This window comes from Streptomyces boluensis, from assembly GCF_009908195.1.
Taxonomy (GTDB): Bacteria; Actinomycetota; Actinomycetes; order Streptomycetales; family Streptomycetaceae; genus Streptomyces; species Streptomyces boluensis.
On the sequence record NZ_JAAAHS010000037.1, the window covers coordinates 20,246 to 31,908 of the forward strand.

Sequence of the window (11,663 nt, forward strand, 5' to 3'; positions counted from 1 at the left end):
CGCCGTTCACCGCTCGGCTACGCCGGAAGCACGTCCGCCAGCTCCTGCAGCAGCTTCCGCTTGGCCCGCGCGCCGACCATCGACTTCACCGGCTCGCCGCCGCTGAACACGAGCAGCGTGGGCGTCGCCATCACCCCGTACGCGATCGCCGTCGCCGGACTGCGGTCCACATCCACCTGCACCACCTTGAGCCGCGCCCCCTCCTCGCGGGCCAACTCACCCAGAACCGGGGCGAGTTGACGGCACGGACCACACCATTCGGCGGTGAACTGCACCAGCACCGCACGGTCCGCGCCGAGCACCTCCGCCGCGAAGTCCGCGTCGCCCACCTCGGCCACACCTTCCACCTTCACTGCCATCCGTCCGTACCCTCCGTCGTCAGCTCACACCGCGGCGCCGGACCGTCCGGGTCCAGAGCCTCGGCGGCGAGCGCCTCACGGGCCCGCTCGGCCCGCGTCAACTGCGCCCCGACCTGCGTACGCACCGAGGTCAACTCCCCGATGAGTACGTCGAGTTCGGCGAGCTTGCGGCGGTACACGGCAAGGGAGTCGGGGCACGAGTCGCCCTGCGGATGCCCGGCCCGCAGACACTCCACGAACGGCCTGGTCTCCTCCAGGCCGAACCCGAAGTCCTGCAAGGTCCTGATCTGCCGCAGCAACCGCAGATCCGCCTCGCCATACGTCCGATGGCCCTTGCCGTCCCGCCGCGCGGGCAGCAGCCCGCGCGACTCGTAGTACCGAAGCGTCCGCGTACTGGTCCCGGCCCGCTCCGCGAGTTCACCGATGCGCATACGGACGACGCTAGCCCTTGACCCTGACGTCAAGGCAAGGGCAGAGGCGGGGCCGGTCAGGCAGGGCTCCGTACGGCTTCGATGGTGGCGGTCCAGCCGTCGGCGCCGTGGCCCCTGGCGATGGCACGGTCGGCGACGGACTTCACGGCGCGCAGGGCGGAGGCGTCCAGGCCGTGGTGTTCGGCGGCGTGCAGGACGTGTGTGACGCCCGCGGTGTCCATGACCAGGTTGTCGGCGTCGCCCGGGTAGCGCCCGCCGTCGGCGTCCGCCGCCATCGCCGGCGCGATCGACGCGAGCAGCCCGCCGTTGCCGTTCAGGTACGGCACGAGGTCGGCGGCTTTGATCCCCTCCGCCTGCGCGAGGGCGAAGGCGTGCACGAGCCCGGACATGCTGGTCCAGAAGAAGTCGAGCACCGCGAGGTCGTACGCGGCGGCAAGGCCGTGGTCCGCGCCGAGATGGGTGACCTGGCCGCCGAGCGCCGCGAGGGTCGGCCGGCTCCTCTCGTACGCGTCCGCGGAGCCGCCGAGGAAGACCAGGGCCTCCGGGGTGCCGACCATCGGCACGTTCACCATCATCGCGCCGTCCAGGTAGTCGAGTCCCTCCTTCTCGGCCCAGGCCGCCGCTTCGCGGGCGCGCTGCGGGGTGTCCGAGGTGAGGTCGACCAGGACGCGGCCGCGCAGGTCCGCCGCGTACGGGTCGAGCACGGCCCGCGAGGCGGTCTGGTCGAGCAGGCAGACCACGACCACCTCGGAGGCCCGTACCGCCTCTCCCACGGAGCCCGCGCGGACTGCGCCGCGCTCGACGAGCTGCTCACCCTTGCCGGGAGAGCGGTTCCAGACGGTGGTGGGGTGCCCGGCCGCGAGGAAGGCGCCGGCGATCGCCTGCCCCATGGCCCCGAGGCCGAGCACGGCGACGGGAGTGGAAGTGTGGGTTGCTGCTGCTGTCATGCGCACCAGCCTCGCCGCGCCCCCAACTCCCCACAAGTACCGACTATTTGGTCAGATACGCACCGCGAGGTAAGGATGAACAGACCGGGCGGGGCGGCGCGGGGCTACGACTTCGTCGACACCGCCACGTAATCCACCACCATCGGCTTGCCCGGCTCCGTCCCCGCCACCGGGGTGGCCTTGCCCGCGACACCGTCGGGGAAGGCCCCGCCCATGGCGACGTTCAGGAGCAGGAAGTACCCCGAGTGGCCGGTCATGTTGGCCCAGGTCTCGGCGGAGAACCGGTCCTGGGACAGGCTGTGGAACTGCTCACCGTCGACGGACCAGCGCAGTTGGTTCGGCGAGACGGAACGGTCCCACTCGAAGCGGTACGTGTGGAAGCCGGACTGGCACGTCGAGCCGGGGCAGGCGCGGCTGTCGCCCAGGCCCTGCGTCTCGTTGCAGTCGCCGCCCGGGTTCACACCGCAGTGCAGGACGCCCCAGACGGAGTCGAGCCCGTTGACGTTCTCCATCACGTCGAACTCGCCGATGGCGGGCCAGTTCTGGTAGTTGCCCCGGTACGGAGCGCCGAGCGCCCAGAACGCCGGCCAGTAGCCGAGCGCGGCATCACCGCTCACGTTCGGCATCTGGATCCGCCCCTCGATGGCGAGCACCCCGCCCTCGGGCGCCTTGAAGTCGTCGCGTTTGGTCTCGATACGGGCCGAGGTCCAGCCATCCGACCCGTCCCGCAAGGGCGTGATCCGCAGGTTGCCCTCGCCGTCGACGCTGAGGTTGTCGGGCGAGTCGGTGTAGTTCTGGATCTCACCGGTGCCCCAATTGGCGGGCCCACCAGGGTAGTTGTGCCCGAGGTCGACCTGCCAGTTCTCGGCGGAGGGCAGGGTGCCGGCGGCACCATCGAAGTCGTCGCTCCACTGGACGGTCCAGCCGGAGGGGGGTGGGGGCACGTCTCGGGCGGCGGTGCCGGACGCGGTGCCGGGGGCCAGCAGGGCGGCGGCGAGTACCGCCACGGCCCCGAGACCGGCGGCCAGCGCAGAACGTTTACTCATGGAACACCTCTGTGGGGGAAGAGGAGCACGGAAGGAGTGAGAGCGCTCTCAGAGTTTTGTAGTTGCAGCCGGGCGGGGCGTCAATGGGTGGGACGCGTCAACTTCTCGAAGGAATAGGGGTGTTGGGGCGGGCGGCTTGCTGAGCACTGGGAAGTTGTTGACTTGGCGCGCGGCCCGTCAGGGTTCGAGGTCGACTACTCCCTTGCCGCTCCTGATATCGAGCGGCACCGAAACCTGGTCGTGCGCGATCAGCCACGTTCCGTCGGTCTTCCGGAAGCAGAACGTGCCCCTGACCCACATACCGCCCACCGTCGTCCCGTCCCTCAGGGCACCGCTGAGACGGGCAAAGGCATGACCGAAAGCCACGTCGTCGCCAACGGTGAGGGTCAGCTCGCGAACCTCGTAGTTCACGCTCTCGAAGAACGCGAACACGGGCGCCCAGTTCTTCAGCTTCGCCTCCACCCCCACACTCTGGAGCGGCGGCTCGACGTCGAAGGACACGATGTCCGGCGCGTACAGCTTCCTCAAGATCTCGGGATCCTTGGCCTTGAGTCCCTCGGCGATCATGCCGACCTGCCGGCGAATCTCGGCTTCGTCCTTCTCACGTTGTGCAGACATCGCGACCTCGAACTTTCCTTTCGTGGTGGACCCTTGACTTCGGCTCAGTGCTGAATTTCGGCCCGCACCCGCTCCTTCGGCGTTGCGATGTCCCGGTAGTGAGCGGTGCCCCGCGCATTACTGAAGTCGCCTGTGCCACCGGTGATGGCCATGTCGAGGGATTTTGTTCCGCTCACCCAGAGCGACTGCATCGTCAGAGAGCCACGGTCGAGTTCGATCGTGATCAGGCACTGCGTGGTGAGTTCTTCGCCCTTGATGTGAACGACCTGGCACGACCCACCCCCACGTCCGACGCTGCTCCCGTCCTTCATCGCGGTGCCGGAGTAGACGTACGCATCCCCCAGGCTCGGCCCTTTCGGGTCGAGATCAGTGTCCGCGTACTGATCGTTCCGAACGTCGAGTTCGAGGACCTCGACCTGTCCTCTTTCCGGGGTGTCGGCGCCTGCGCTGTTCACGGCAAAGACGCCGACCAGAGTGGTGGCCAGCGAAATGGCGAAGAATTTCGGGAGCGACGCTCGTCCCCGGCTTCTGGTGACCATGATGGAACCTCCTCATTCGCTCAAATGGTGTCTCGCCAGTCCGACAGCACAGGCGCTCGGAATGTGAGGCGGGGCGCCAACTTGCGTTCAGGGGCGTTGTCCTGCCTGTCTTGCCCTGACGGTCAGACAGGGCCCAGTTCACCGGCGATTTTCACGGCCAGCTCGAAGTCGAAGTCGTGAAAGTACTCGCCGTCGAAGGCGTGGTGAACGCGCTGAAGCTCGTCCTTGAGCAGGGTCTCGGCGTCGTCCGGATCGTCCAGCGGCGGGGACAGCCAGACGTCCACCAACCCGTACCCATGGGCTCGGGCTATGCGCTGGTGCTCGCGGACACGATCCCGCCAGCGACCCGGCTTGGCGGGGCTACCGGCTCGGCCGACCTTGCCGGGCTCGCTCAGGGTCATCCGCCCAGTGTTGTCGGGGCCACTGACAACGGGTTCCGGGCCGTCCGGCTGACGCGGCGTCGGGGCAGCCCGCGCGAGAAGGGCCCGGCGCGCGCGCCGGCCGGGCCCTTCTCGTACGTACGCGTACGGTCAAACGCCGCCGAACAGACCGCCCTTGACGCCGCTGACGAACGAGGCGAACACGTCCACGGGGACATCCAGAGCAGGCCCGCCCGGGTTCTTCGAGTCACGGACGGGGACGACGCCGTGCGAAGCGGCGAGGTTTGTGGCGACCTCGACGCAGTTGCCGCCGTTTTCGCTGTACGAGGACTTCAACCAGCGGGGGGATTCGGTCGTCACGGGGTGCCCTTTCGTAACTTGTTGATCATGGCCACCGACTCCGCTTGGGAGAGTGCTACGGCCTGTAGCTGATGGTAGGCCGTCATGATGGGCGTGACGGAGGTCAGTTCGCGATCAAAGTGCCCTTGGGTCTGAGATTCCGCGTAGCACATGACGGACCGGTCGGACAGCGTCAGTAGGTTGACCGGCAGAGTGAACGGGCGCCGCTCACCTATGGAGAACGGGGCGACCTGGAGCACGGTGTTGGGGAGCGCTGCGAACTCGACCAGCCGTTCCAGTTGTGCGCCCATGACCTCGTCACTGCCGACCCATCTCCGGATACAGCTCTCGTCCATCACCACCATCACCATGGGCGGGCGCTCCCGCTCCAGCGCCGCCTGTCGCTGTGCGAGGAACTCGACTCGCTCGGTGGCGTGTTCGGCTGTGATGGCACCCCGCTGCGCAACGCTGTCCGTCAGGACCTGTGCGTAATCCGGCGTCTGCAACAGCCCCGGGACGACTCCGATTTCGTACAACCGCAGCTCTACCGCTCGCCCCTCGTACCCCACGTACTCCGGGAACCCTTCCAGCAGGCTGCCGTTGCGAAGCTCTCCCCACGCGCGCTCGAACGAGTCTGCGGTCCCGGCGAACCCGAAAGTGGCATCAACACTGCGCGAGAATCGGAGAGTTGGCGGTTTGTTTCCAGTTTCGACTGCGGAGACGTGACGGCCCGAGTAGCCGATGCGTTCAGCTAGTTCGTCCTGCTTCCATCCGTGCGCTTCCCGTGAGCTGCGCAAACGCGCTCCGTAGGCCGCCAACGGGCCTTCTTCAGGGTTCAATTCTTTGGTGTTTACCAACGTGCTCTCCGCCCCTGGAACGTTGAAGACTCTCTGACCGTAGGCCACGCTGAGGCTCTCGGTAGCGGAATGGCTACAGAGAGGAGCGATTGTGTGTGCAGACCACATGTCCGTCCCGGCCGTCCCGGACGCCCCGGCCGTCGGGGCGCTACTGCTGGACACCCGGCGGGATCAGCTCGGCGAGTTCCGCGGTGAGTGGTGCGGGCGCTGGTCCCTGCGGCCCTTACGAGGCGGGACGGAGTGGGAGGTCGACCCGGTGGACGCCCAACTGGCCACGCCCGAACAGCGGTTGCGTGCCGAGACCGCGTTGGCGAACGCGCGCAGCAGGGGTGAGGTGCTGTGAACCCGTACACGTTCACGGTCCGGCCGGTACGGAGGGGAGTTCATGATGGCTGAGCACGAGCGGAAGGTGTCGTCGGGGGCGACCGTCGAGGCCGCGGAGGCGGCACGCGACGAGCTGGCGGCGGCACTCGGCACGGCGGGGATCACCTTGCCTTCGTTGCGCGTCGACCCGTTGTCGTACGGCGATGAGCGGGGTGAATCCACTTTCGCCCTGGTCGAGTTGGGCCGCTGCAACATCCCGACGGCCCTCGCGATGGCGGCGGCGTTGCGGGCGGGGCGGGCATGAACCTGGGCGCAGGCACGCGCACGCCCACACTCTGAACAGATCCCCAAGATCCCCATGGCGACCGAATCGGGTCAGGGTCGCACCGCACAACACAGCAGCCCTTCCCGCCAGCCCTGACCGGCGACTTCGGCATGCGGCCAACCCGCACGTGGCGGCTCTGCACGGACGGAGCGCCCGGGTGACCCACGTACACGGCGGCTTCCGGCCAGCTGTGTTCGGGCGGGAACCGTCCGCACATGCGGGCACGTCACGGGAGTCGTGTGTTCTGCGCCGGTCCGGACACACATGGCGGAGGGGACGCACATGAACGCATCGTCGGGGTACGGCATACGCGCCGGGCAAGTCAGCGGCGTCGCGGGCAAGCTGGAGACCGCAGCCGACGAGTTGGGCACCGTCAAATCGACCATGCCGCAGGAGCAGTGCAGCCCGCCCGCGTCCATGGGGGGCGAGGAGGCCGCTCCTGCCTTCGACGACTTCGTGGAGGGCTGGCAGCGCGAGGCGACGGTGCTGAGGGACGCGCTTCGGGAGATCTCCCGCAAGTTGAACACGACAACGAGCAACTACACCGGCGCGGAGCAGGGCGCCGAGACCCAACTGCGCCGTGCCGCACCCGCGCAAGCCGGACTGTCGGACTTCAACTGACCTCCCTCCCTCAGCACTTCAGACGCCCTAGACGCGAAGGCGGACCATGAACGTCACGGACACCGTGAAGACGGACGGCGACCTGGCAGAGCTCGACATCTCGACCCTGCTGCGCTTCGGCCTCGCCGAGAGCAGCCGGATGCGCACCGCGCTCTTCGGCGACGGCGCCGTGGGTGCGGCCGTACTGCTCGGACGGGCGGGTGTGTACCCACGCGCCGTGGCCTTCCTCGCGAAGATCGTGCACAGCGGGGGCGCCGCTTACGCCGCCGAACTCGAAGAGCCCGTCCCTGGCGAGGCGGCGGACACGGTCCGTACGTGGCTGGAGGCGGCGGCGAGCGTACGGCACACGCTCGCGGACGACGAGACGCTGACGCGCTGGCTGTCGGCGGTCGCGGAGATCATGGCCGTACGCGACCTGGCGAGCGGTACGAACGGAGGGCCGCGCTGATGGCGGGCGAGGACACGACGACCCGGCGGGCCGCGATCACCGCGGCAGTGAACGCGATCAAGGGCGCCGGCTCGAAGAACGACCTGATCGAAGCGATCGACAAAGCCATCGGCGTCACGGCGCCGTTGGGCAACCCCGCAGTCATCGAGGCAGCGGCGCAGGCCTGCGCCAAGGCCGCCGAACACTGCCGGCACGAGGTGGAGGAACCGGTCGAGAGGGCCGCCAAGAAGTCGCTGCCGCAGGCCTGGGAAGGCATGGCGAGCGTGACGGCACAGGACGTCGTCCTGACGGCCGCGCGGACCGCCGAGCAACTGTCCGAGGCGTTGGTGGGCGGGCAGAAGGCACTGGTCCGGCTCGCCGACGGCCTGAGGGTGGCCCAGGAAACCGACCGGCGGGGGCGAGAGGCGCTTCACCGGGCGCGGTCCATGCTCGGCGGCGAGGACGGCTTCTTCGACGACATGGTGGAGAAGGACGCCGAAGAGGCGGAGAAGGAACGAGCCCGTGAGATCGCGACAGACGGCGGCGAGGCCCGCAAGACCGCGGCGCAGGAGGCCGATGACGCAGCCCGTGCGACGGCCCGCGACCTCAACAAGCTGGCGGCCGAGGCTCGTTCGGGCAAGTTGACGGGCAACGGCCTCAGCCCCGTCGACAAGATGATGCTCGCCGACACGGCCATGGTCGACGAGGTCGACAAGAACAACAAGGAGACGGCAGAGCGCGAGTACAACGAGATCCTCTCGGCGAACGACCTGGAGCGGTCCAGTACCCGGCTGAACGGGATGAACGCCGCCGACCGCGCGGAGTTTCAGCGGATGCTGGACGGGGCCGACAAGCCGGAGCAACGGGCGTATCTGATGAAGGCGCTCGCTGCCGGGCACGACATGGATGAGTTGAGGAAGTTCGACCGGAGGATCGACGGCAAGAGCGAGGCCTGGTTGGCCCGGCATCTGACGCCGGTGGTCACCGAGGTCGATGCCTCCGGCAAGCCCATCCACGGCACGATGCCGAACAACTTCAAGGGCGATCAGGGATGGACGCAAGGAGGTGACGGAAAAGAGGCCAGCTGCGTCGCCGCGTCCACCGTCAACGCCCGCGCCATGGTCGACCCGGTCTACGCCCTGGGACTCACCGGCGGCCCGAACGGGCAGGAGGACAGCGAGGCCGCGTTCCGGGACCGTCTCGTGGACGAGCAGCACCGTGTTCACGACGAAGGCGATGGCGAGCGGGGCGGCTTCTTCGGCAACGGACCGCCCACGGGCATGGGCGACGAAGGCTGGTCGGAGGTCGCCGACAATGAACTCAACTCGCCCACCGGCGCCGACTACGAGCGCCAGGACCTCAGCAGCGCGGACGATCGGCGGGGCGTCCTGCCGGAGATCGAGCAATCGGTCGCAGAAGGCAAACCGGTCCCGATCAAGACCGTCGGTGAAGGAGGCCACGCACTGGTCATCGTCGGACATGAGGGTGGCAAGCTCCAGGTTCACAACCCTTGGGGTGAGACCACCTGGGTGAGTGAGAACGACTTCGTCAACGGCAATATGCACAAGGCGTCCGACTCCCGGTTCCCCGACGCCACCGGCGTCCATCTCCCGAAATGAGGCGCTGATGTCGAAGCAGCGTAAGAGAAAAGCGACTTGGGCCGTGGCGGGGAGTGCGGCGGTACTCGCCGTGACCGGCGCCGGCATCGCCGTGCACGAGGAATTGTCCGAGGACACGGTGTGCTGCGGGATACCCCTCCCTCGGGGGAACGCTCCGTCGGGCCCCGACGGGGAGATCGACATCGCCTCCCAGTCCGTGAAGACCGATGTTCTCGTGGACGAGGACTTCTCCCTGCACGTACGGCCGGGTGGAGACGCCGACGACTGGGAGCCGGCCGAGACCGGCGAGGAATACGGGGTGCTGCGCGCCAAGGGCGAGAAGACCGTACGAGGCACCCGGTACTTCAAATTCCGCGCGCTCCGGACGGGCAAGGCACGCATCGTCCTTCGCGAAGTCGACGGCGACCGCACGATGACGTACCCGATCGAGGTCAAGAAGACCCTCCGGAGCAGCAGCACGACACGGGACCCGGAGGAGGGTTTCAGCGACCCGTACGCACCTGACGAGTCCATCAGGCTCGACGGCGACTTCGGGGGCAAGGTCACCGTCCGAGCCGGGCATGAGTTCGCCGTCGCCAACCGGTACACAAACCAACCTGGCTACGGCTGGCGGTTCTTGGGGCAGTGGGACGACCACGACCTCGCCCTGACCAGCGACCAGTCGTACGTCGCCGGAGATCCTTCTGCGGTCCGCCAGGACTGGTACACGTTCAAGGCCTACGAGAAGGGCAGCACCACGATCAAGCTCTTCGGCTGCTATCGCTGCGGGGACGACATGAAGCCCAAGTCGGCGGAGAGCAAGAAGTTCTCGGTGACGAAGACGCTCACCGTGATCGTGCGCTGAACTCCCGTACCACATACGCACGCTGCCCCCCTACTCCTGCGGCAGCGAACGAGGCGAATCCACGCTCGCCCCAGTGGAGTTGGGCCAGGCCGCGCCCCACCCCGCGGAAACCCACCGCACGGGAACCACGAGCCCGCCCCAGGTGTCGTGATCAATGAACCGCCGGCGAGGCCACCCCACCGGCATCCAACTCCCCCAACTCCCCCGGCGAGGCCCCGTGCGCAGACTGAGCAAGCGATCCGCAGGCATGCTCGCCGGCGCCGCCGCCCTGCTCGTACTCGGCGGGTTCGTCGTCCACGAGGAGTTCATCGACACCGGAGGGTGCTGCGTGCCGATCACGGCCGACGTCTCCGGTCTCGCCAAGGGCCCCGACGGAGAGATCGACATCGCCTCCCAGGCGTTGGAGCCCAGCGTGCCCGTCGGGTACGACTTCTCCCTCCACGTACGGCCCGGCGGCGACGCCGACGACTGGGAGGTCGCCGACGCCGGGAAGCCGACGGTGCTGGGCGCGAAGGGCGTCAAGACCGTGAAGGGCACCCGCTACTTCAAGTTCCGCGCGCTCAAGACCGGGGAGACCCGCGTCGTGCTCAAGGAGGTCGACGGCGACCGCACCATGACGTACCTGATCAGCGTCCTGAGCAACGACCACGGGTACGGACCGCAGGACCCGGAACCGGCCAAGCAGTTCCCCCTCGACCGGGAGAACGAAGAAGACCTGGGCGACTTCGAGGGCACCGTCACCCTGACCAGAGGCGAGGACTACCTCATCTCCAATCCGTACGACAACCAGCCGGGCTACACCTGGACCCTCGTCAAGAAGTACGACGACGGCCTGTCCATCTCCAAGGAACCCGAGCACACGAGCGGCGACCCGGCGGCGGTACGACGGGACTGGTACTCGCTGTTCGGCTACGAGAAGGGCACCGCCGAGCTGAAGCTGTTCGGCTGCTACCGCTGCCGCTACGACGAGCCCGAGACCGCCGAGAGCAAGAAGTTCTCCGTGACCAAGACCCTTACCGTGGTGGTGCGTTGATGCGAATTTCGCCGGGGAAGCTGGGGAATCTGTCGACTCGGGCCCGTTGGGGTGCGGCCTGTGCGGCCCTGCTGCTGCTCGGCGGCGGGTTCGTCGTCCACGAGCAGTCCGTCGACGACAACATCGTGTGCTGCGCCCCTCCCCCGCCCCTCAACAACGTGCCGCGCGGGCCCGACGGCGAGATCGACATCGCCTCCCAGTCCACGCGGCCCGAGGTGCTCGTCGACCAGGACTTCTCCATCCACGTACGGCCGGGCGGCGACGCCGACGACTGGCGGCTGGCCGAGTCCGGGGAGTCGGGCGGGGTCGTGCGCGCCAAGGGCGAGAAGACCGTCAAGGGCACGCACTACTTCCGGTTCCGCGCCCTGAAGACCGGCACGGCACGCATCGTCCTGAAGGAGATCGACGGCGAGCGCACCATGACGTACCCGGTGGAGGTGAAGGAGGGGACGCAGGTGAGCGGGGTCGAGCACGATCCCGACGGGGCCCTTCCCTCCGGCCGGACCGCCACCCCGACCTACGGCGACGAGCCGGACTACGGAGATGAGCCGGACGACGTCCGCGTGCTGGACGCGGACTTCGACGGCACCGTCACCGTGCGCGCCGGCGAGAGCTTCCGCATCGCCAACCACTACGCCAACCAGCCCGGCTACAACTGGCAGTTGGTCACCGAGCCCGAGGGCCCGGTCCTTTTCGGCGAGGACCTCTCCGAGCCTCCGGCGGTCGGCGACGCGGCCGCCGCACGTCAGGACTGGTACGAGTTCGACGCCCACGACAGGGGCATCGCCAAGGTGAAGCTCTACGGCTGCTACCGCTGCGGCTACGACGAGATGCCCACGACCGCCGAGAGCAAGAAGTTCTCCGTGATGAAAAAGCTGACGGTGATCGTGCGCTGAACTCCCGCCCCGCGCCCCTCACCCTGAACTCCCGTACCACTTACGCACGTTGCCCCCC

16 protein-coding genes and 1 pseudogene are annotated in these 11,663 nt (G+C 68.1%); 8 read left to right on the forward strand and 9 right to left on the reverse strand.

Annotated features, from left to right (window positions below; all coding sequences use genetic code 11):
* Positions 1-17: 17 nt before the first annotated feature.
* The 9 genes and pseudogenes from GUY60_RS07945 to GUY60_RS07985 form a co-directional block, all read right to left on the reverse strand.
* Positions 18-359, reverse strand: a complete 342-nt coding sequence (locus GUY60_RS07945; protein ID WP_161695269.1) for a thioredoxin family protein — start codon at positions 357-359, stop codon at positions 18-20.
* Positions 350-790: a MerR family transcriptional regulator gene (locus GUY60_RS07950; protein WP_161695271.1), complete on the reverse strand. Its 441-nt coding sequence runs from the start codon at positions 788-790 to the stop codon at positions 350-352. Before GUY60_RS07950 ends, GUY60_RS07945 begins: the two co-directional genes overlap by 10 nt.
* Positions 791-846: 56 nt before the next feature.
* Complete coding sequence (locus tag GUY60_RS07955) at positions 847-1,737, reverse strand: NAD(P)-dependent oxidoreductase (protein WP_161695273.1); 891 nt, start codon at positions 1,735-1,737, stop codon at positions 847-849.
* 110 nt (positions 1,738-1,847) lie between these two features.
* A pseudogene (locus GUY60_RS07960) lies at positions 1,848-2,783 on the reverse strand (glycoside hydrolase family 16 protein); the annotation flags it as partial.
* A gap of 177 nt (positions 2,784-2,960) precedes the next feature.
* Positions 2,961-3,401 carry a YybH family protein gene (locus tag GUY60_RS07965; RefSeq protein WP_161695277.1) on the reverse strand — a complete coding sequence of 147 codons (441 nt, stop codon included), beginning with the start codon at positions 3,399-3,401 and terminating at the stop codon, positions 2,961-2,963.
* 44 nt (positions 3,402-3,445) lie between these two features.
* Complete coding sequence (locus GUY60_RS07970; protein WP_161695279.1) at positions 3,446-3,940, reverse strand: dirigent protein; 495 nt, start codon at positions 3,938-3,940, stop codon at positions 3,446-3,448.
* A gap of 122 nt (positions 3,941-4,062) precedes the next feature.
* Entirely contained in the window at positions 4,063-4,341 is a 279-nt protein-coding gene (locus tag GUY60_RS07975; RefSeq protein ID WP_161695281.1) for a hypothetical protein, read from the reverse strand.
* Between the two features lie 129 nt (positions 4,342-4,470).
* Positions 4,471-4,680 (reverse strand): DUF397 domain-containing protein, encoded by a 210-nt coding sequence (locus GUY60_RS07980; protein ID WP_161695283.1) that lies wholly within the window; start codon positions 4,678-4,680, stop codon positions 4,471-4,473.
* Positions 4,677-5,516, reverse strand: coding sequence for a helix-turn-helix domain-containing protein (locus GUY60_RS07985; protein WP_246234471.1), 840 nt, complete (start codon positions 5,514-5,516; stop codon positions 4,677-4,679). Before GUY60_RS07985 ends, GUY60_RS07980 begins: the two co-directional genes overlap by 4 nt.
* 106 nt (positions 5,517-5,622) lie before the next feature.
* On the opposite strand from GUY60_RS07985, the gene GUY60_RS07990 reads away from it, so the two are divergent.
* From GUY60_RS07990 to GUY60_RS08025, 8 genes are all read left to right on the forward strand, one after another.
* The gene (locus GUY60_RS07990; RefSeq protein WP_161695287.1) at positions 5,623-5,859 is read left to right on the forward strand and encodes a hypothetical protein; all 237 of its coding nucleotides are present in this window, start codon (positions 5,623-5,625) and stop codon (positions 5,857-5,859) included.
* Positions 5,860-5,901: 42 nt separating this feature from the next.
* Complete coding sequence (locus tag GUY60_RS07995) at positions 5,902-6,144, forward strand: hypothetical protein (protein ID WP_246234467.1); 243 nt, start codon at positions 5,902-5,904, stop codon at positions 6,142-6,144.
* A gap of 303 nt (positions 6,145-6,447) precedes the next feature.
* Positions 6,448-6,786 carry a WXG100 family type VII secretion target gene (locus GUY60_RS08000; RefSeq protein ID WP_161695288.1) on the forward strand — a complete coding sequence of 113 codons (339 nt, stop codon included), beginning with the start codon at positions 6,448-6,450 and terminating at the stop codon, positions 6,784-6,786.
* 46 nt (positions 6,787-6,832) lie between these two features.
* Entirely contained in the window at positions 6,833-7,234 is a 402-nt protein-coding gene (locus GUY60_RS08005; protein ID WP_161695290.1) for a hypothetical protein, read from the forward strand.
* Positions 7,234-8,832, forward strand: coding sequence for a peptidoglycan-binding protein (locus GUY60_RS08010; RefSeq protein WP_161695292.1), 1,599 nt, complete (start codon positions 7,234-7,236; stop codon positions 8,830-8,832). The genes GUY60_RS08005 and GUY60_RS08010 overlap by 1 nt, the downstream gene beginning before the upstream one ends.
* Positions 8,833-8,839: 7 nt before the next feature.
* Complete coding sequence (locus GUY60_RS08015; protein WP_161695294.1) at positions 8,840-9,676, forward strand: hypothetical protein; 837 nt, start codon at positions 8,840-8,842, stop codon at positions 9,674-9,676.
* Between the two features lie 154 nt (positions 9,677-9,830).
* Positions 9,831-10,709 carry a hypothetical protein gene (locus GUY60_RS08020; RefSeq protein ID WP_161695296.1) on the forward strand — a complete coding sequence of 293 codons (879 nt, stop codon included), beginning with the start codon at positions 9,831-9,833 and terminating at the stop codon, positions 10,707-10,709.
* A complete protein-coding gene (locus GUY60_RS08025; protein WP_161695298.1) occupies positions 10,709-11,605 on the forward strand; it encodes a hypothetical protein in 897 nt (298 codons plus the stop codon). Before GUY60_RS08020 ends, GUY60_RS08025 begins: the two co-directional genes overlap by 1 nt.
* Positions 11,606-11,663: the final 58 nt, after the last annotated feature.

Excerpts from the sequence above, each read along its gene's own strand:
- GUY60_RS08015 (WP_161695294.1), top strand. The coding sequence starts at position 8,840 with ATGTCGAAGCAGCGTAAGAGAAAAGCGACTTGGGCCGTGGCGGGGAGT.
- GUY60_RS07955 (WP_161695273.1), bottom strand. The coding sequence starts at position 1,737 with ATGACAGCAGCAGCAACCCACACTTCCACTCCCGTCGCCGTGCTCGGC.
- GUY60_RS07965 (WP_161695277.1), bottom strand. The coding sequence starts at position 3,401 with ATGTCTGCACAACGTGAGAAGGACGAAGCCGAGATTCGCCGGCAGGTC.
- GUY60_RS07970 (WP_161695279.1), bottom strand. The coding sequence starts at position 3,940 with ATGGTCACCAGAAGCCGGGGACGAGCGTCGCTCCCGAAATTCTTCGCC.
- GUY60_RS07950 (WP_161695271.1), bottom strand. The coding sequence starts at position 790 with ATGCGCATCGGTGAACTCGCGGAGCGGGCCGGGACCAGTACGCGGACG.
- GUY60_RS08020 (WP_161695296.1), top strand. The coding sequence starts at position 9,831 with ATGAACCGCCGGCGAGGCCACCCCACCGGCATCCAACTCCCCCAACTC.
- GUY60_RS07945 (WP_161695269.1), bottom strand. The coding sequence starts at position 359 with ATGGCAGTGAAGGTGGAAGGTGTGGCCGAGGTGGGCGACGCGGACTTC.
- GUY60_RS08005 (WP_161695290.1), top strand. The coding sequence starts at position 6,833 with ATGAACGTCACGGACACCGTGAAGACGGACGGCGACCTGGCAGAGCTC.
- GUY60_RS07990 (WP_161695287.1), top strand. The coding sequence starts at position 5,623 with ATGTCCGTCCCGGCCGTCCCGGACGCCCCGGCCGTCGGGGCGCTACTG.
- GUY60_RS08025 (WP_161695298.1), top strand. The coding sequence starts at position 10,709 with ATGCGAATTTCGCCGGGGAAGCTGGGGAATCTGTCGACTCGGGCCCGT.
- GUY60_RS08010 (WP_161695292.1), top strand. The coding sequence starts at position 7,234 with ATGGCGGGCGAGGACACGACGACCCGGCGGGCCGCGATCACCGCGGCA.
- GUY60_RS07975 (WP_161695281.1), bottom strand. The coding sequence starts at position 4,341 with ATGACCCTGAGCGAGCCCGGCAAGGTCGGCCGAGCCGGTAGCCCCGCC.
- GUY60_RS08000 (WP_161695288.1), top strand. The coding sequence starts at position 6,448 with ATGAACGCATCGTCGGGGTACGGCATACGCGCCGGGCAAGTCAGCGGC.
- GUY60_RS07995 (WP_246234467.1), top strand. The coding sequence starts at position 5,902 with ATGATGGCTGAGCACGAGCGGAAGGTGTCGTCGGGGGCGACCGTCGAG.